The 18,015-nt window shown below is 67.9% G+C and carries 16 protein-coding genes and 1 pseudogene; 9 read left to right on the top strand and 8 right to left on the bottom strand.

What is annotated here, in order from left to right; genetic code table 11:
* Positions 1-205 (top strand): annotated as a pseudogene (locus ACWGID_RS40850) (hypothetical protein); the annotation flags it as partial.
* Between the two features lie 41 nt (positions 206-246).
* The gene (locus ACWGID_RS40855) at positions 247-762 is read left to right on the top strand and encodes a YdeI/OmpD-associated family protein (RefSeq protein WP_452204772.1); all 516 of its coding nucleotides are present in this window, start codon (positions 247-249) and stop codon (positions 760-762) included.
* Here the strand turns inward: ACWGID_RS40855 and ACWGID_RS40860 are convergent.
* Positions 689-1,636 carry a helix-turn-helix domain-containing protein gene (locus tag ACWGID_RS40860; RefSeq protein WP_452204773.1) on the bottom strand — a complete coding sequence of 316 codons (948 nt, stop codon included), beginning with the start codon at positions 1,634-1,636 and terminating at the stop codon, positions 689-691. The two genes, ACWGID_RS40855 and ACWGID_RS40860, sit on opposite strands and share 74 nt — an antisense overlap.
* Positions 1,637-1,717: 81 nt before the next feature.
* Between ACWGID_RS40860 and ACWGID_RS40865 the strand changes: the two genes are divergently transcribed.
* Positions 1,718-2,926 carry an MFS transporter gene (locus ACWGID_RS40865; RefSeq protein WP_452204774.1) on the top strand — a complete coding sequence of 403 codons (1,209 nt, stop codon included), beginning with the start codon at positions 1,718-1,720 and terminating at the stop codon, positions 2,924-2,926.
* Here the strand turns inward: ACWGID_RS40865 and ACWGID_RS40870 are convergent.
* On the bottom strand, positions 2,913-5,924 hold the full coding sequence (locus tag ACWGID_RS40870) for a helix-turn-helix transcriptional regulator (protein WP_452204775.1): 3,012 nt from the start codon (positions 5,922-5,924) through the stop codon (positions 2,913-2,915). The two genes, ACWGID_RS40865 and ACWGID_RS40870, sit on opposite strands and share 14 nt — an antisense overlap.
* A gap of 110 nt (positions 5,925-6,034) precedes the next feature.
* On the opposite strand from ACWGID_RS40870, the gene ACWGID_RS40875 reads away from it, so the two are divergent.
* The gene (locus tag ACWGID_RS40875) at positions 6,035-7,471 is read left to right on the top strand and encodes an Nramp family divalent metal transporter (RefSeq protein WP_452204776.1); all 1,437 of its coding nucleotides are present in this window, start codon (positions 6,035-6,037) and stop codon (positions 7,469-7,471) included.
* A gap of 4 nt (positions 7,472-7,475) precedes the next feature.
* Here the strand turns inward: ACWGID_RS40875 and ACWGID_RS40880 are convergent, their stop codons facing one another.
* Entirely contained in the window at positions 7,476-8,258 is a 783-nt protein-coding gene (locus ACWGID_RS40880) for a hypothetical protein (RefSeq protein ID WP_452204777.1), read from the bottom strand.
* A 47-nt stretch (positions 8,259-8,305) separates the two neighbouring features.
* Positions 8,306-9,235, bottom strand: a complete 930-nt coding sequence (locus tag ACWGID_RS40885) for an SMP-30/gluconolactonase/LRE family protein (protein ID WP_452204778.1) — start codon at positions 9,233-9,235, stop codon at positions 8,306-8,308.
* Between the two features lie 181 nt (positions 9,236-9,416).
* Here ACWGID_RS40885 and ACWGID_RS40890 point away from each other — a divergent pair, with 181 nt between their 5' ends.
* Complete coding sequence (locus tag ACWGID_RS40890) at positions 9,417-10,877, top strand: three-helix bundle dimerization domain-containing protein (protein ID WP_452204779.1); 1,461 nt, start codon at positions 9,417-9,419, stop codon at positions 10,875-10,877.
* Here the strand turns inward: ACWGID_RS40890 and ACWGID_RS40895 are convergent.
* Positions 10,868-11,779, bottom strand: coding sequence for an SMP-30/gluconolactonase/LRE family protein (locus tag ACWGID_RS40895; RefSeq protein WP_452204780.1), 912 nt, complete (start codon positions 11,777-11,779; stop codon positions 10,868-10,870). The two genes, ACWGID_RS40890 and ACWGID_RS40895, sit on opposite strands and share 10 nt — an antisense overlap.
* A gap of 61 nt (positions 11,780-11,840) precedes the next feature.
* Here ACWGID_RS40895 and ACWGID_RS40900 point away from each other — a divergent pair, with 61 nt between their 5' ends.
* Together ACWGID_RS40900 and ACWGID_RS40905 are read left to right on the top strand one after the other, a co-directional pair.
* Entirely contained in the window at positions 11,841-12,290 is a 450-nt protein-coding gene (locus tag ACWGID_RS40900; RefSeq protein ID WP_452204781.1) for an Lrp/AsnC family transcriptional regulator, read from the top strand.
* A gap of 64 nt (positions 12,291-12,354) precedes the next feature.
* Entirely contained in the window at positions 12,355-14,133 is a 1,779-nt protein-coding gene (locus ACWGID_RS40905; protein ID WP_452204782.1) for an acetyl/propionyl/methylcrotonyl-CoA carboxylase subunit alpha, read from the top strand.
* Positions 14,134-14,169: 36 nt separating this feature from the next.
* On the opposite strand, the gene ACWGID_RS40910 is transcribed toward ACWGID_RS40905, so the two are convergent.
* A complete protein-coding gene (locus tag ACWGID_RS40910; RefSeq protein ID WP_452204783.1) occupies positions 14,170-14,547 on the bottom strand; it encodes a hypothetical protein in 378 nt (125 codons plus the stop codon).
* Between the two features lie 149 nt (positions 14,548-14,696).
* Between ACWGID_RS40910 and ACWGID_RS40915 the strand changes: the two genes are divergently transcribed.
* Positions 14,697-15,338, top strand: a complete 642-nt coding sequence (locus tag ACWGID_RS40915; RefSeq protein ID WP_452204784.1) for an SMI1/KNR4 family protein — start codon at positions 14,697-14,699, stop codon at positions 15,336-15,338.
* Here the strand turns inward: ACWGID_RS40915 and ACWGID_RS40920 are convergent, their stop codons facing one another.
* Both ACWGID_RS40920 and ACWGID_RS40925 read right to left on the bottom strand, forming a co-directional pair.
* Entirely contained in the window at positions 15,339-16,112 is a 774-nt protein-coding gene (locus tag ACWGID_RS40920; RefSeq protein WP_452204785.1) for a phosphotransferase enzyme family protein, read from the bottom strand.
* 267 nt (positions 16,113-16,379) lie between these two features.
* A complete protein-coding gene (locus ACWGID_RS40925) occupies positions 16,380-16,799 on the bottom strand; it encodes a GNAT family N-acetyltransferase (RefSeq protein ID WP_452204786.1) in 420 nt (139 codons plus the stop codon).
* Between the two features lie 295 nt (positions 16,800-17,094).
* Here ACWGID_RS40925 and ACWGID_RS40930 point away from each other — a divergent pair, with 295 nt between their 5' ends.
* Positions 17,095-17,946 (top strand): peptidylprolyl isomerase, encoded by an 852-nt coding sequence (locus ACWGID_RS40930; protein ID WP_452204787.1) that lies wholly within the window; start codon positions 17,095-17,097, stop codon positions 17,944-17,946.
* Positions 17,947-18,015 lie beyond the last annotated feature (69 nt).

Genomic DNA, 18,015 nt, shown 5'->3' on the forward strand with positions numbered 1-18,015 from the left:
CAACCCCCTCGGCCCACCCCACCAAACCAACACCACCAACCTCGCCCCACTCAGCCGCTACGCCCACCGCGTCAAAACCCACGCCCACGGCTGGAACCTCCGCCGCCTCGACCACCAAACCCTCGAATGGACCACACCCCACAACTTCACCTTCCACGTCGACCCCACCGGCACACACCGGATCCCAACAGCAGGTGACGCCTGATGGCCGCGACACTCGACTCCGCCGGTTTGTACCGTGGAGGCATGGAAGCCTTCGAGGGCAGGATTGTCGCGAACGAAGGCGGCGGCGCGTGGGTGGAGGTGCCCGCCGAGGTGGTCGCCGCGCTCGGTGGCGGTGGACGGATCCCGGTACGGGCGACGTTCGACGGGATCGCCTATCGGGGTTCGATCGCCTCGATGGGTGGCTGTCTCGCACTCGGCGTACTGAAGAGCATCCGCGCGGAACTCGGCAAGGGCGACGGCGACGCCGTGACCGTGACGGTCGAGCGCGACACCGGCGAGCGGACCGTAGCGGTCCCCGACGACCTAGCCGCCGCACTCACCGACGCAGGCTTGCGAGAGGCCTTCGACGCCTTGAGCTACAGCCACCGCCGCGAACACGTCAACGCCATCAACGACGCCAAGAAACCCGAAACCCGCGCCCGCCGAATCACCAAAACCATCGACATGCTCAAACCCGCCTGGCCTACTCCCCCTGCAACAGCCCAGCACCACGATCAGTCAGTCGGTAAACGACCTTGTGCCCGTCGCGCAGACTGACGATCAGGCCAGCATCGCGAAGGATCCGCAGATGCCGACCAACCGTTCCCAGTGACAGCTCAAGATCCCGAGCCAGTTCGCTGACCGTCGCAGGCCGCGACAATCCAGCCAGGACGCGTGTGCGGCCGCGTCCGATGAGTTGCTCGAGAGCCGGGCGATCGCCGGCCACGTTCTCAACCGCTGCTCGTCTGGCCGGATAGACCAGGGCATATCCACCGGCGTCGCTCTCGCACAGCCAAGTCCCGCTCTGCAACGTGACCGGGACGAACTGGAGCCCCTCGTCCCCGATGAAGCGGTCCGCTCCGGGCTGGTCGCTGAAGCGGATGCTGTCGGACCCGACCCATCTGCTGCGCCGGCTCATCCCCTCCAGGGCAGTGGGCCAGCCGAAGGCGGCGAGCAAACCCGCGCGGTGCATCACCTCCCGTTCGAGCGCCTCACGACGGCGCCCCCAGTCAGGTGCAACGTGGTCGTCCCAGATCGACCGCAATGCGGATGCGAGTCGTACTCCGAGGTCGCGTCCGGAGATCCAGGCGGTGTCATGCTCCACCCAGCTGTGCTGCAGCGAGACCGCGAGGGTCTCGCGGATGTCCCGGTCAGGCATCGAGCGAATCGGATCGAGCTCGCTCGAAAGCGACGTCGTCATTCCACCACCGGGCGGTAGCACGACGAAGTCCGGCAGCCACTTCGTCGAGCTCAGGAGATCAGTCAGCCCCTGGAGAAACGAGTCTCGCTCCAGGCGCTGGTCGAAGCACCGCTGATTCGCCGCGTGCCAGTTCTTCGTCCACGCCTCCGGCTGTCCGCGTCGGAGACTCATGATCGCCCCGACCGTCTCGGCCAGCGGTGACAACGCGAAGCGCGATCTCGACAGCGCCATCGAACTCAACCGCAGCAGCGTCAACTTTCGCCTCCGAACGAAATACTCGCCCGCCGGCCGGCGGCACCTCATCCTTGCGCAGTGCCCACTCCGCTGCAGCAGCCGGCTTTCCGGCGCTTTCTGACCGGCCAGCTGGTCACGCTGCTCGGCAGCTCGATGGCCCCGGTCGCGCTGGCCTTCGCGGTCCTCGACGCCTCGGGCAATCCGACCGACCTCGGCATCGTCCTTGCCGCCCGGATGGTTCCGATGCTGTGTTTCGTCCTGCTCGGCGGCGCGGTGGCCGATCGGCTGCCGAGGCGAACGGTCCTCGTCGCGGCCACTGCAGGAAGCGCGCTGACACAAGGCGCGGTGGCCACGACGCTGATCACGCACAACTACGATCTCGTGCTGATCGGTACGCTGAGCGCCGCCAACGGCGTACTGGACGCGTTCACGTCGCCGGCGCTTCGGGGGCTCCTGCCAGAGCTGGTCGAGAAGGAGGACCTTCGCAAGGCGAACGCCTTGTTGAGCTCGGTCCGCAACGCGACGAAGATCGTCGGGCCTGCGCTGGCAGGCATTCTCGTGGCCGTCGCGGGCAGCGGTGCCACGATCGCCATCGACGCCGTGAGCTACCTCCTGGCGGCCATGCTCCTCGGGAGCCTGCGGATCACCACGCCGATCGCTCCGCGTACGTCGACGGTACTCACCGACCTGCGTCAGGGCTGGCGAGAGTTCCGGGGCATCCGCTGGGTCTGGGCGGTCACGCTCTCCTCGGCCGCGATGAACCTCGCGCAGACCGGTGTCTGGCAAGTGCTGGGCCCACCGCTCACGAGGGAACTTGGTGGAGAGCAGACGTGGGGATTCGTACTGAGCACGCGTGGCGTTGGACTGCTCGTCATGAGCGCCGTGATGTATCGGCTGGTTGTCCGGCATCTTCTTCGCACCGGCCAGCTGCTGAGTGCCCTCGGCGCGCTCCCGCTGTTCGCGCTGGGTCTCGGCCTCCATCCAGCGTGGCTGCTCCTCACTGCCTTCGCGGCCGGCGTGGGCTTCTCGGTCTCCGGTGTCAGCTGGGACACGTCCCTGCAGGAACACATCGACGGAAGCCTGCTGTCCAGGATCTCGTCGATCGACGATTTGCTCTCGTTCGTCGCGATCCCGGTCGGCATGCTCGCCGCCGGCCCGTTGGCGGACCGGTTCGGGGCACAGGGTGTGGCTCTGGTCGCCGCCCTCGTCTATCTGCTCGCGGCGTGGGTTTCGCTTGTCTTCAAGGAGGTTCGAGACCTTCCACACGGACTGGTCAGGGTTTCTTGAGGGAGGCCAGTTCGGTGCGGTTGGCGACGTTGAGTTTGGCGTAGACGTGAGCCAGATGGGTCTTGACGGTGCCTCGGCTCATGAAGAGGCGTTCAGCGATCTCGGGGTTGGTCAGCCCTTCGACGGCGAGGGTGACTACCTGTTCCTCGGTTGGGGTGAGGCTTGCCCAGCCTGAGGACGGTCGGCCCCGAGCTCCGCGCGTACGTCGGGCGTAGGCGACGGCCTCGTCCAGTGGGAGCGCTTGCTCGTCGGACTGTGGGAGGTCGGGGCAGTCGGGTGGCGTGGCGGCGCCGATCTCGAGGCGTGCGTTGGCGGCGGCAGTCGCCAGGCGGGCGGCGTCAGTGGCGCGGTTCGTGTGGCTCGCCAGCAGGGCGAGGGATTCGAGGCTGTCGATGACGTAGGTGCGCAGGCCGTGGTCGACGCGGATGGTCAACGCCTCGTGCAGCAGGTCCGCCGCCTTGTCCGGTTGTTCCGTGATCGCGATCCGGCCGAGCTGGTCGAGTACGTCGGCGTGAATGCGCGGGAGGTTGTAGCGGCGCGCCAGCTCGGCCGCACGCTCCAGCAAACCCGTCGCGTCCTTCCCCTGGGCACGCAGACCGGCGGCGACGGTCGGCAGCAGCATCGCCGGCGCAAACGTATCCGCAAGCGGACTGTCGGGTGCCGTGTCGCGGGCCATCCACTCGACCGCGGCATCGTACTCACCGCTCCAGAACGAGATCAGTCCCATCACCTGCCCGAGGTTCGCGGGGACGGCGCCGGTGGTCTCGACCAGGTCGAGCAGGGGTCGCATCAGCTCGCGTGCTTCGTCGAGCCGGCCCGTGCGAACGAGGAGGGTGGCTACCTGTCCGCGTGCGGCGCCGACGCGGTGGAAGTCGGCGAGGGGTTCGGCGGCGGCGAGGGCACGCTCGGCGACCCGCAGGGCCTCGCGCGGTTCACCGGTCGACATCAGGCTCTCGGACCAGACGGTCAGCACGGTTGAGGCGATGCCGCGTTCGCCGCTGGTGACCAGGCCGTCCGCGACCAACTCGATCAGCGGGCGCAGCTCGTCGTACCGGTCCCGGAGTGCGAGCAGCACGCATTGCAAGGCGATGTTCGCGTTCCGCGCCGGCTCGTTGCCGATGCCCTCCGCCAGCCGTCGCCCTTCGGCGGTGAGGTCCCACGCCTTCTCGAAGTCCGTGAAGAACTCACCGACCGCGACCAGCGCGAGGAACAGCGAGCCCAACCGATCGTCACCGAGCTCCGTCGCCAGCTCGAGCCCGCGACCCGCCGCGTCGTACCCGAACGGGTCGACGGTGTCGGCGACGGTCGCGTAGCCGTACAGCAAACGGGCCTGGAGCAACGTTCGGTCGTCGGGTGCGCAATCGATCGCGCGGCGGAGGTAGTCGATACCCTCGGTGCTGGTCGCCTGCAGGTTCCAGAGCCAGCGGAGCGCGGCGGCGAGGCGGCGGCCGCGGTCGGGATCGGTCGCCGTCAGTCCGTGGTCGAGCGCTGCGCGACAGTTCTCGCGGTCCGGTTCGATCAGGGCCCGCCAGGCGTCGCGGTCCTTGTCCAGCAGGGGTTCCGCAGCCTCGGCGACGCGCAGATAATGATCCAGGTGACGGTCCCGCAGGTCCTCGCCGGCTTCCGTCAGACGCAGCGCGGCGTACTCGCGGATCGTCTCCAGGAGCCGGTACCGCCCGTCCTCGGCGACCACCAGCGATTTGTCGACAAGTCGCGCGAGCACCTCGAGTACGTCGTCCCCACCGCAGATCACCGTGGCGGCATCGAGCGTGAAGCCACCGGCGAACACCGCGAGCCGGCGGAAGACCCGGCGTTCGTCCGCGTCGAGCAGCTCGTGACTCCAGTCGATGGACGCGGCGAGGGTCTGCTGACGCGCCGCGACCCCGCGAACGTTCTTGGTGAGCAGGCCGAACCGGTCGCTCAGACCGGACTCGATCTGCTCCGGGGTGAGCGTGCGGACCCAGGCGGCGGCCAGTTCCAGCGCGAGCGGCATGCCGTCGAGTCGCGCGCAGATCGAGCGGATCGCCTGCTCCGACTGCGGGAACTCGGTGCCGGCGCGTTCGGCGAACAGGACGCGCGCCTCGTCCGGCGCGAGCGCGGGCACCCGCCAGATCGCCTCACCGGGAAGATCCAACGGCACACGGCTGGTCGCCAACACAGAGATCTCGGGGCAACCCGCGTGCAGGGCGTGGACGAACTCCGCGACCCCGTCGATGATCTGCTCGCAGTTGTCCAGGCAGATCAAGGCCTGTCGGGTGCGGAGCTGGCCGATCAGCAGGCGGTCGCCCGACTCCACCAACAGACCGATCGCGGCGGCGACCGCTTCCGGGATCTGGGCGTTGTCGGTGGCCGCGGAGAGGTCGACCCACCAGACGCCGTCGGGCCAGCGTTCGGCGAGTTGCGCCGCGGTCTGCGCAGCCAGGCGGGTCTTGCCGCTGCCACCTGGGCCGGTGAGCGTGACGAGCCGTCCGCCGGACAGTTGCGTGCGGAGCGCGGCGACCTGCGTCTGCCGTCCGACGAAACTGGTGAACATGACCGGAAGGTTGTTGGGTACGCCGTCCAGCGACCGCAGCGGCTCGGCGGTCGAGGTCAGTTCGAAGATGCGTTCCGGCGAACCGAGGTCCCGCAGCCGGTGCACCCCGAGATCGCTGACGGCCGCACCCGACTCCGCCACAGTCGTTGCGGTCAGCAACGTTTGGCCCGGGTTCGCGAGGGCCAGCAGATGCTCGGCGTGACGGACCGCCGGCGCGACGGTCGGTGCGGTGTGCAGGGCGATCCGGAGCAGCTCACCTGCGGGAACCCGGGAGGCGGACTCACGCAGCGTGTACGCCGCGGCGATCGCGCCGGCCGGGTCGTCGTACCGGATGACCGGCCAGCCCGCGTCCCGTCGTACCAGCAGTTCCCCGGGCAATTCTCCGGCCAGACCGGCCAGCCGCGCGTAGGCGGGTGCGCTGGCGGCGCCGGCGTACGAGGCGGCCAGCACGGTTACCCCACTCATGGGGCTCAGTCTGCCATTCGGGCTGTGTCGGGTCGCCGTTGTCGACAGTATTCGTTATCCTCCGGAACGGGGGGTCGAAGCTCGGTGGACTCCAAGGAGTGAGGACCCTGATGGCAGACACCACGGCGACTGACCACGGACGATTCGCGCTACCGACCAAGAACCTACCCGCACCGCAGGTTCGCGACCTCCCCGAGCCGCCCGCCAATACCTGGAAGATCATCGGCCCCGGCATGGTCGGCGCCGGCGTCGGGCTGGCCTCGGGCGAGTTCATCCTCTGGCCGTACATCTCCAGCCAGGTCGGCCTGGTGTTCCTCTGGGGCGCCGTGGTCGGCGTGGTGGTCCAGTGGTTCCTGAACATGGAGATCGAGCGGTACACGCTGGCCACTGGTGAGACAGCGTTGACCGGCTTCAACCGGTACGGGAAGCACTGGGGACTGTTCTTCGCGATCATGACGTACTTCGCGAACCTCTGGCCCGGCTGGGCGACGAGCTCGGCGAGCATGCTCACGTACCTGTTCGGCGGCGGCGATCCACGGTGGATCGCGATCGGCATGCTGCTGGTGATCGGCGCGATCCTCACCTTCGCGCCAGTCGTCTACGTGATGCTCGAACGCTTGATCGCGGTGAAGATCGCCGCGGTCGCGCTGCTCGTGATCCTGGCGCTGGTGTTCGCGATCCGCGGCAAGACGTACGGCGCACTCGGCGACGCGGTCACCCAGCCGCAGTTCCCGGCCGAGCAGCTCGGGTTCGCGCTGGTGATGGGCGCCATCGCGTACGCCGGCGCGGGCGGCGGCCAGAACCTGGTGCAGAGCAACTGGATCCGGGACAAGGGCTTCGGGATGGGCGTGCACGTACCGCGGCTGACGTCACCGGTCACCGGCGAGACCGAGGCGGACCCGAACGCCAACGGGTACACGTTCGAGCCGAACGACGAGAACCTGGCGCGCTGGCGGCGCTGGTGGAAGTTCGCGAACATCGAGCAGGCCGCGACGTTCGTGGCGATCACCGTGCTCACGATCGTGTTCACCTCGATGCTCGCGCACGCGACGCTGTTCGGGAACGACGCGGTGAAGAACAGCATCAGCTTCCTGAAGATCGAGGGTACGACGCTGCAGACGATCGTCGGCGGCTGGTTCGGGTACCTGTTCTGGGCGATCGGCGCGTTCGCCCTGTTCGCCGCGGCGACCGGCATCGTGGACTACACGTCGCGGCTGTCGTCGGACATGATCAAGGCCCGCTACCTGCGCGAGTCGAAGGTGACGGAGTCCAAGCTCTACTTCTGGCTGGTCTGGGGTTTGGTTGCCTTCGGCATCATCGTGCTGCTGGCCGGTCTGACCCAGCCGCTGGTCCTGCTGGTGATCTCCGCCTGCACCGCCGGCACGATGATGTTCATCTACTCCGGCCTGCTCTGGTGGATGAACTCGCGAGCACTGCCGCACGCCATCCGCATCACCACCTGGCGCGCCGCCGTACTCGCGTTCTCATTCCTGGCCTTCGGCTTCCTGGCCGTCTTCACCATCATCGACCAGATACAAAAGCTGTAAGACTTCAAACGCTGGCGAGGTAGGCAACCGCGGCTTCTTCGGCTGCGGTGCGGCGGTCGGCCTGTACGCCGGAGGTTTCGCGGACCTTGCGATACAGGTCGACCGACGCCCGGAGGGCGCGGAAGCAGTCGTCTGGGTCCGTGGTCGGGACGGTCTCGCGCAGCTCGGGGAGCAGCTCGGGCGCAAGCGTTTCCAGACGACGTACCCCGGCCGGTCTGGTGGTGCGCCCGATCCCGGCGAGCGGGGCGATCGCCGACGCCCGCATCATGCCCAGGCCGTCGATCGCCTCGAAGATCTCGCCGCGCTGGATCTTCACCGCGACGTAGTGCACCCAGACCCAGAACTGGTCCTCGATCCGCTGCGCGTCCACCTGCGGCCAAGCCGGCGTACTCTCCTGCCGCACCCGGTCGACCGTGTCGTCGCGCTGCCACAGCACGATCCCGTCCTCGACCCGCGTCCGCCAACCGTCCGCGGTCACGAACTTCAGGTCGACGTGGATCAGCGGTGGGCCGTACAGCGCGATCAGCAACCGTGGTTCACCCACGTGCTCGCCGGTGAAACTCGACAACAGCGGCCCGGCACGGCCCGCGAACTCCTTCGCCTCGGCGAGGCAGGCCGGCTGCCCTTCGTCCGTACACACCAACACTAGATCGAGATCCGAGTACTCGTCAGTGGTGCCGAAGGCAACCGATCCGCCGGCGACGACGGCCAGCACCCGCGGATCCTTCTGGGCCTCGGAAACCACGTTGTCCGCCACTACCCGGAGATGTTCCGGAACCATGCTCACCAGTCCTCCCTGGATCAGGTCAGCAGGCCATCATCACACACATCGCGTCAGCGATGCGGACCGTACGCCTCCGGGGCGCCGTTGACGGTGGTGAAGAGTGAGTAGACGGAGGTGGTCGCGGTGAGGAACAGTCTGTTGCGCTTCGGACCGCCCCATGTGAGATTGCTGACGGTCTCCGGCACGAGGAGCTTGCCGAGCAGCGTTCCATCCGAGTGGTAGACGTGCACGCCGTCCGCGGCGGCGCCCCAGACGCGGCCCTCGGTGTCGAGGCGGATGCCGTCGAAGATCCCGTTGCCGCACTCGGCGAACAGTTCGCCACCACGCAACTTGTCACCGTCGACGGTGAAGACGCGGATCGTGCCTTCCTCCGAGTCTGTGATGTAGAGCAACGACTCGTCGGGTGAGAACGCCAACCCGTTCGGCCGGTTGAAATCGTCCGCGACGCGGGTCAGCACGCCGTCCGGCGAGACGCGGTACACATGGCATCCGCCGGTCTCGATCGCGCCCTTGAACCCCTCGTAGTCGCTGTCGATCCCGTACGCCGGATCGGTGAACCAGACCGACCCGTCGCGCTTCACCACGACGTCGTTCGGGCTGTTCAGCCGCTTCCCGTCGTACTCGTGGGCAAGCACCGTGATGCCGCCGTGGTGCTCGGTCCGTGTGACGCGCCGGTTCCCGTGCTCGCAGCTCACCAGGCGGCCCTCGGTGTCGCGCGTGTGGCCGTTGGTGTTGCCGGCCGGCTGCCGGAACACCGACACCTGGTACGACGTCTCGTCCCAGCGCAGGATGCGGTCGTTCGGGATGTCGCTCCAGAGCAGGTAGCGGCCCGCCGCGGAGTACACCGGGCCCTCGACCCAGCGGCCGCCGGTCCACAACCGTTCCAGCTGACTGTCGCCCCGGATGCCGGCGAACCGGTCGTCGAGCTTCTCCCAGACGGCCGGTGCGGTCCCTGCCAACGGCTCGAGAATTCCCGTCATCACGACTCCTCGCGAACTCGGCTGCAAACGCTGTCACCCGAGCCTATGCGGTACGCCGGCAGCGCGCCCCGGGACGCCCGTCGGTTGGACCTCTGGATGCGAGACGATGACCGCGGCGCCGGACGGGGGTGCAAGGTACGGCGCCACTGGAGTCAAGTGACCGTGATGTGGAGAAATCCTCTTGAAGCTCGACACCGTCGATGAAGAACTGGCCCGGGAACAGCGGGCCATCGAGAATCTCACCAGCAGGCTCACCGAAACCTTCGCCGACCTTCATACCCCCGACGACATCGAAACCGCGATCCGCAGCGCCCAGGAGACCTTCGACGGCGACCCGGTCCGCGACTATGTCCCGATCCTGATCGAGCGCATCGCTCGCGAGGCGCTCACCCCGAAACCCGACCCGGTCTCGCAGGCGGAACCGGAAGAACGCAAGGCCAAGTGGACCAGACCGGCCGTCGCTCTCGAGGCCTCCGGTGACAGCGGTTCACCGACCGTCCCGGCAGACCCAGCAGGCCCGACCGGCCCGTGGCGTCGGATCCCGATCGCGCTGCCGGCCGCCGTCGCCGGCGTCCTCGTGGTCGCAACGGTCGCCACCATCCTCGTCGTACGCAACGGTGACGACGTGCAGGCGCAGACGCAGCCCGGCGTGGTCACGCTCGGCGGCGTCATCGGTTCGGAGAAGCGCGCCTTCTTCGAGGACCCCGACGTCAAGGCCGCGCTCGCCAAGCACGGCCTCGCGGTCAAGGTCGACACCGCCGGCTCGCGCGAGATCGCGACATCGGTCGACCTGGGCAAGTACGACTTCGCGTTCCCGTCCAGCTCCACCGCGGCCGAGCGGATCCTGCAGCCGGCCTCCGGCAAGCCCGCGATCAGCGGCAAGAAGTACGCGGTGTTCTCGTCGCCGATGGCGATCGCGACCTTCCAGCCGATCGTCGACCTGCTGTCCGCGTCCGGCATCGCCAAGCAGGTCAACGGCACCTGGTACTTCGACATTCGCAAGTACGTCGATCTCGCGAAGGCGAACTGGCGCTGGACGAACATCCGCGGCAACACGACGTACCCGGTGAACAAGCGGATCCTGATCACCACCACCGACCCGCGCACCTCGAACTCGGCGGCGATGTTCCTGTCGATCGTCAGTTATGTTGCCAACCACAACAGTGTGGTGCAGGGCCCGGCCGACGAGCGGAAGGTGCTGCCGCTGGTCGCGCCGCTGTTCGTGAACCAGGGCTACACGGACAACTCCAGCGAGGGCCCGTTCGACGACTACCTGTCGCTCGGGATGGGCAAGTCGCCGATGGTGAACATCTACGAGGCGCAGTTCGTCGAGGCCGCCGTCGAGCGGAAGCTGAAGCCGGGCATGGTGCTGATGTACCCGTCGCCGACCGTGCAGTCCAAGCACACGCTGGTCTCGCTGAACGCGAACGGTGACAAGCTCGGTGAGCTGCTCGCCACCGACACCGAGTTGCAGCAGCTCGCCGCGCAGCACGGGTTCCGGACCGCCGACGAGGCACAGTTCGCGAACGTGGTCCGCCGGAACCGGGTACCGGTCGCGAAGGACGTGATCGACGTCGCGGACACCCCGACGTACGACACTCTCGAGCGGCTGCTCGACGCGGTCTCCAAGTCCTACCGCTGAGCCCCTTGCGCGGTGGTCAGCCAGGACCACACCGACGTGGTCGCGGTGATGAACAGGTGGTTTCCCTTGGGACCTCCGAAGGTCAGGTTGGACACCACGTTCGGCAGCAGCAGTTTGCCGATCAGCGTGCCGTCCGGGTCGAAGCAGTGCACGCCCTCGTGCGTCGCGGCCCAGACCCGGCCGGCGCTGTCCAACCGGAGGCCGTCGAACATCCCGGCCTCGCAGTGCGCGAACACTTCCCCACCGAGCAGCTTGTCGCCGTCGACGGTGAAGCGCCGGATGTGCTTCGCCGGTGTGTCGACGACGTACAGCTGCGACTCGTCCAGTGAGAACGCCAGGCCGTTCGGGCGGATGAATTCGTCGGCGACAACAGTCAGCTCGCCGTCCGGTGCGATCCGGTAGACGTGACAGCCGTCGATCTCCTGCTCGGCGGCGTGACCCTCGTAGTTCGAGGTGATGCCGTACGGCGGGTCGGTGAACCAGATCGACCCGTCACTGCGCTCGATCACGTCGTTCGGGCTGTTCAGGCGGCGGTCGTTCAGGTGCGACGCGAGCACGGTCCGAGTTCCGTCGTACTCCGTGCGGACGACCTGGCGATCGCCTTGTGAGCAGCTGATCAGCCGGCCGGCGCGGTCGATCGTGTTGCCGTTCACGTAGCCGGACGGCTCGCGGAACACGCTCACGGTCCCGGAGACCTCGTCCCAGCGGAGCATCCGGTCGTTCGGGATGTCGCTGAAGATCAGACAGCGCCAGGCGGGCGAGTACGCCGGTCCTTCGAGCCAGCGGCCGCCGTCGTACAGACAGTCCAGGTACTCGTCGCCGGCGATCGTCGCGAAGCGCTCGTCGAGCACTACCAGCTCGGCCCGCAACCGCGCTGGGGCGGGAGTCAAGGTTATCGTCATGCCGTGAACCATATCCTGCTAATGTCATTGCCGACAGAATCTGATCTGGTTTGAGGTGCAGATGACCATAGATGATGTGGATCGCAAGCTGCTGACCGCGCTCCAGGACGATGCCGGTCAGTCGTACGCGGCCCTCGGAGAGATCGCCGGACTGTCGGCCGGATCGGCTCACGAGCGGGTGCGGAAGCTGAAGGCGTCCGGCGCGATCCGGCGGACCACGGTCGAGGTCGATCCCGCGGCGCTCGGGCTTGGCGTCCTCGCGTTCGTGATGCTCGAGGCGAGTGCCTGGATGGGTGACGAGCCCACACTGAAGGCACTGCGGAAGATCCCGGCCGTCGAGGAGGCGCACATCATCGCGGGCCCGGCGTCGGTGCTGGTCAAGGTGCGCACCGGGACCACCGAGGACCTGCAGGCGACCCTCCGCGCCCTCCATCAGGTGGACGGCGTGACCAGCACTCAGACAATCGTTGTCCTGGAGTCCTTCTTCGAGCGGCGACCCGCCGTAATGTGAGGAACGCCCTGTCCTCCCGAACACCTGCTTGACCCTAGACTCGGGCCAGCCGAAGGGAGCCGCTGTGTCCGACAGCTTGCAGATCACCAAGGTGCTGGTCGCCAACCGGGGCGAGATCGCCGTCCGGGTCGTCCGGGCCGCCGCCGATGCGGGCCTGGGCAGTGTCGCGCTGTACGCCGACCAGGACCGGGACGCGCTGTTCGTCCGGCTCGCCGACGAGGCGTACGCGCTGGACGGGTCGACCCCGGCCGACTCCTACCTGAACATCGCGAAGATCCTGGACGTCGCGGCCCGCTCCGGCGCGGACGCCCTCCATCCCGGGTACGGCTTCCTGGCCGAGAACGCCGAGTTCGCGCAGGCCGTGATCGACGCCGGGCTGATCTGGATCGGCCCGCCGCCGTCGGCGATCGACTCGCTCGGCGACAAGGTCAAGGCGCGGCACATCGCCGAGAAGGTCGGCGCACCGCAGGTCCCGGGGACACCCGATCCGGTCGGCGGCGCGGACGAGGTCGTTGCCTTCGCCGAGGAGTTCGGCCTGCCGATCGCGATCAAGGCGGCGTACGGCGGTGGTGGGCGCGGGATGAAGGTCGCGCGCACGATGGAAGAGACCCCGGAGCTGTTCGAGTCGGCGACCCGGGAAGCGGTGAGTGCGTTCGGGCGCGGCGAGTGCTTCGTCGAGCGGTACCTGGACAAGCCGCGGCACGTCGAGACCCAGTGCCTGGCCGATGCCCACGGCAACGTTGTGGTGGTGTCGACGCGCGACTGCTCGCTGCAGCGCCGGTACCAGAAGCTGGTCGAGGAAGCGCCCGCTCCGTTCTTGAGCGAGGAGCAGATGTCGCTGCTGTACTCCTCGTCCAAGAAGATTCTGCGCGAGGCCGGGTACGTCGGCGCGGGCACGTGCGAGTTCCTCGTCGGGCAGGACGGGATGATCTCGTTCCTCGAGGTGAACACCCGGCTGCAGGTCGAGCACCCGGTCTCCGAGGAGGTCACCGGCCTGGACCTGGTGCGCGAGATGTTCCGCATCGCCAACGGCGAAGAGCTCGGGTACGACGACCCGGAGATCTCCGGCCACTCGATCGAGTTCCGGATCAACGCCGAGGACGGCGGCCGTGGATTCCTGCCCGCTCCCGGCACGCTGACCCGCTGGCACGCCCCGTCGGGTCCGGGCATCCGCCTCGACGGCGGTTACGACCAGGGCGAGACGGTGCCCGGCGCGTTCGACTCGCTGGTCGCGAAGCTGATCGTCACCGGTCGCGACCGCACGCAGGCGCTGGAGCGGTCGCGGCGCGCGTTGCGGGAGTTCGTCGTCGAGGGCATGCCGACGGTGATCCCGTTCCACCAGGCCGTCGTCTCCGACCCGGCCTTCGTCGGCACCGACGGCTTCAAAGTCCACACCCGCTGGATCGAGACCGAGTACGACAACCAGCTCACGCCGTACGACGGTCCGACGGCCGACGCGCCCTCGGACGACGAGCGCGAGAAGGTGACGGTCGAGGTCGGAGGCAAGCGGCTCGAGGTCGTACTGCCTGCCGGCCTGGGTTCTGTTGGCGCGGTCGCCGCGGCGGCCACCGGCGCGAAGAAGAAGCCGTCGCGGCGGGCCGGTGGGTCGAAGGGCTCCGCGGCGTCTGGCGACTCGCTGACATCGCCGATGCAGGGCACGATCGTGAAGATCGCCGTCGAGGAAGGCGCGACCGTTGCCGAGGGCGACCTGATCGTCGTCCTCGAAGCGATGAAGATGGAGCAGCCGCTCAACGCGCACAAGTCCGGCACCGTCACCGGCCTGACCGCCGAGGTCGGCGCAACTGTTTCCGCGGGCGCCGCGATCTGCGAGATCAAGGACTGACAGTGGGGCCGGGGCTGCACCCCGGCCCCACTTTGTTCAGTAGCTGAGCGTGCCGCTGACGACGTACCCGCCGTTGCCGGTCTTCGGGGCGAGCAGCATCAGGAAGCACGTCCCCTTCGGCACGTCGGTAGCGAGGGTCTGCGTTTTCGCCTTCGCGGTGAACAGTTGCGGGTCGCCGAGGTCGTGGCCGCCCTCGCACTCCTCCACGAGCACCTGCGTGTTCTTCGGCAGCGTGCTCAGCGTGAGCTTGATGTCCCCACCTTGCGCAACGTACGCCCCGCCGGTGCTCCAGTCCTTGCCCGACAACAGATGCGTGTACGGCTGATCCGTGGCGGCCTGGGCGGCCGCCGCCGGTACGGCCAGTAGCGCAATCGTTGCCGCAATCGTCGCTCCGGCCCGCGTCCCGTTCCTCATGTCCTGTCCCCTTCCGTCAGATGATCCGGCTGCATACCCGGTATGTAGATACCGAGCATGCCTGACGGTTGGGTCAGCCGACCGGCGAACCCGTCGAGGATCCATTGAACCCTCACTTCTGGCATAGTCCGGGAGTTATGGCGCGATCAGTGGCAGAGTCGTGGGGGCAGATCATCGGATGGCTGCAGGAGCAGTTGCCGGAGGCGTTGGACGGTCTCCAGCCGCCTGCGTCGGGACGCGAGATCTCCGGACTTCGGGATGCGATGGGACGGCGGCTGCCCAGTGACTTGATCGCTTGGTTGTTGCTGAACAACGGCTTCGGCCGGCGCGCCAGCTTCGGGAATCTCATCCCGGTGCTCTACGTACCGATGTCGATCGAGGAGATGCTCCGCGACCGCGCGATGCTGCGGCAGGTCTGGACGTCGATCGTCCCGGAGCGCCCGTACGCCGCCGAGCAGGCTCCCGCCGGAACGCGGTCGTTCGAGTGGATCGACGCGTTCCTCCCGATCGGCGACGCCGGCACCGACTGCCATCTCTTCGTCGACCTGCGCGAAGGCGACCACTTCGGCTGCGTCGGCAACTACGACGCGCAATGCGGTGGATTCGAGGAACCGGAGTGGTTCAGCATCACCGACATGCTGGCTGATGTCGCCGACGCCCTGACGCTCGACCAGCCCGCCCTCGCGAACTACGGCCGCCGCGTCGCGGCACGAATGCCGCCCTCACCGCCGCGCGGGTGGTCGCCGTACCTGGACGATCGCTATCTCCGGTGGGACCTCGTCGATCTGTAGCTAGCCGGGGACGTACATCGTCAGGTTGCGCCACGACTCGTTGCTGTCTTGGGAGTCGGCGTGTGGCACGCGGAACAGTTGGACGTACGAGGCGATCTCGGCCAGCGACCACCAGACGTCGAACAACTCGAGCGCCGCGGAGCTTGGGCTGACCGGACCGGCCTCTGCTTGGTACGCCGGCAAGGCGTCGGTCGACTCGCCCATGACGGCGGCGAGGTCGCGTTCCCGCGGCGCGAGCTGCACGGTGTCCCAGTCGATCAGGTGCATCCGGCCGTCGGCGGTGCGTACGACGTTCGCGCTGTGCGGCTGGCCGTGGGTCACCACCCAGGGGTCGTCTGACGCGTGGACCTCGCGGACCAGCGCGTCGTAGTACGCGAGCCTCTCGTGGAGGTGACCGAGCGCGCCCGCAAGCCGCAACCGGGTGGGCTCGGCATAGGGCCCGGAGGACCAGGGCCGGTCAAGCTCCGTCAGTGCGACCAGCAGCGCGTCGCGCCCCGGTACGGCGAAATCCCAACGCTGCAGGTTCTTTGGCGGTGTCGCGGTGTGCAGACGGCCGAGAATTTCGGCGATCTGTGCCCGCTCCGCCGGATCGTCCCATTGACCGTCCGGAGTACTCCACCCCTGCAGATAAGGCAGGACCATCAACAGCCAACCCGGCAGCACCTCCCGGACGAGCTGCCCAGTGCGATCAGGCAAGGGCGCCACAACGAACTCGTAGCCACCATCGGCCAGCTCCTTCGCCGCCCACACCGCGGCCACGATCGCGTCCCGCACCCGCTCGGCGGTATCCCCCAGCCAGTTCCCCCGCGGATCAAGCCGATCCGCAGTAACAAACCACCGCGGCCCGTCCCCGTCGCCGGCAACCCAGTGATAACTCCCGAACCCCACAGGTGCATAGCTGACCTCAGCAGCCCGAAACCCCCAATAATCCTTGAGAAACCCACGCACCCCGTCACACGAGATCTCCCCAGGTTCATCCCTCATCCCACCGACCCTAGCCACCAACTCGGCGAGGTTCAGGTGGTTTTCCTCGACCGAGAGTCACCCCAGCGCGAGAACATAGATCGCCGCCGGATTCCCCGCACTCCACCCCGGCAGCGGGTCGATCGTGTCGATCTGCACGAACCCCATCCGCTCCCAGAAGGCCCGGGTGGACTCGTAGGGCTCGTACTCCACGCTCCCATCGAGCGTCTTCACCTCGACGACCTGTACGCCGTCCGCGCGCAACTGCCCCAGCACCTCTCGCATCAGCAGGCCGCCGACGCCCCGCGCGCGAACCGATTCGTCGACCGCAGCCCACAGCACCTCCGCCGCAGGCGTGCCCCGACGTTCGACCACCACGAAGGCGGCCACCTGCCCGTCGCGCAACGCAACCCACCCGCGGTGCCGCTCGAGATCCCGGCGCACCGTCTCCGGTACGTCGGGCGTGAAGTACTCCGGAAGACCCCGCACGATCCGCACGCAGGCGTCAACGTCCTCAGCTACAGCTCGCCGCACGTCCAACACGACCCCAGTCTCATAGCCCCCCAGCCCACCCACGAGCCTCCCATACCGGACCGCCAGTCCATCACATTCGACGCAGAACAACCTTCGTCACGCTCAGCGGGACGGGGCCGGCTGGATTGTGATGGCCTGGGGATCCGGCAGGTTTGACGCGAGGGGTCTCAGGGGTGAAACGAATCGGGGGATTAACAGGCGGTTCTCAGGTTTTGGTTGTAGGTTCCCGTGCAGGCGTTCGGGTGAGGAGGGTTACTGCATGTCCAAGAAGACCCATCAGCAGCAGCTGGCGGCGCGGAAGGCGAAGCGGCAGGCCGAGCGGGACGCGGACCGGCGGCGGCAGCGGCGGAATCTGGCGATCACGGTGACGGCGGTCGCGACGGTGGTCGTGGTGGTGGTCGGGGTCTTCCTGGTGTTCGGGGTGGGTGGGGACGACAAGCCTGCCGCGGCGGGGCAGACGGCGCCGGCGGAGAACCGGCCGGCCAGCATCCCGACCGCGATGGCGGCGGCTCCGAAGCGGCCGACCCCGCTCGCGGCCGAGGTGAACTGCGCGTACAAGAAGTCCGCCGAGCCCGCCGCGAAGAAGGTGAACCTGCCGGCCGACGGGCAGACCAAAGCGTCGGGTACGTCGAAGGTCAGCCTGAACACGTCGGTCGGCGACCTGCAGCTCACCCTCGACAGCGCGCTGGCGCCGTGTGCGGTGAAGAGCTTCCTGAGCCTGGTTGGGCAGAAGTACTACGACGACACCAAGTGTCACCGGTTGACGGTCGGCGAGGGTCTGCAGGTGCTGCAGTGCGGTGACCCGACGGGCACCGGGTCGGGCGGGCCGGGGTACAGCTTCGCGGACGAGGTGTTCCCGACGCTGAAGTACGGCCGCGGCACGCTGGCGATGGCGAACTCGGGGCCGAACACGAACGGCAGCCAGTTCTTCATCGTGTACGGCGATGCGTCGGGGCTGACCGCGCAGTACACCGCGTTCGGGACGATCGACGAGCCGAGCCTGAAGCTGATCGACAAGGTCGCCGAGGCGGGTGTGTCGCCGCAGAACAGCCCGCAGGACGGGTCGCCGATCACGCCGGTCGACATCAAGACGGCAAGCGCAGCAGCCTGAATCAAGGACAAGAAGCGGGCGGAGCCCCCCCCCACCCCGCGACCGGCGCGGCCGAGAGGGGGGAAAAAC

The organism is Kribbella sp. NPDC054772 (assembly GCF_053611945.1).

Bases quoted from the DNA above. Each gene is read 5' to 3' on its own strand.
- ACWGID_RS40860 (WP_452204773.1), bottom strand. From the start codon at position 1,636: ATGGCGCTGTCGAGATCGCGCTTCGCGTTGTCACCGCTGGCCGAGACG.
- ACWGID_RS40875 (WP_452204776.1), top strand. From the start codon at position 6,035: ATGGCAGACACCACGGCGACTGACCACGGACGATTCGCGCTACCGACC.
- ACWGID_RS40900 (WP_452204781.1), top strand. From the start codon at position 11,841: ATGACCATAGATGATGTGGATCGCAAGCTGCTGACCGCGCTCCAGGAC.
- ACWGID_RS40910 (WP_452204783.1), bottom strand. From the start codon at position 14,547: ATGAGGAACGGGACGCGGGCCGGAGCGACGATTGCGGCAACGATTGCG.
- ACWGID_RS40895 (WP_452204780.1), bottom strand. From the start codon at position 11,779: ATGACGATAACCTTGACTCCCGCCCCAGCGCGGTTGCGGGCCGAGCTG.
- ACWGID_RS40855 (WP_452204772.1), top strand. From the start codon at position 247: ATGGAAGCCTTCGAGGGCAGGATTGTCGCGAACGAAGGCGGCGGCGCG.
- ACWGID_RS40930 (WP_452204787.1), top strand. From the start codon at position 17,095: ATGTCCAAGAAGACCCATCAGCAGCAGCTGGCGGCGCGGAAGGCGAAG.
- ACWGID_RS40885 (WP_452204778.1), bottom strand. From the start codon at position 9,235: ATGACGGGAATTCTCGAGCCGTTGGCAGGGACCGCACCGGCCGTCTGG.
- ACWGID_RS40870 (WP_452204775.1), bottom strand. From the start codon at position 5,924: ATGAGTGGGGTAACCGTGCTGGCCGCCTCGTACGCCGGCGCCGCCAGC.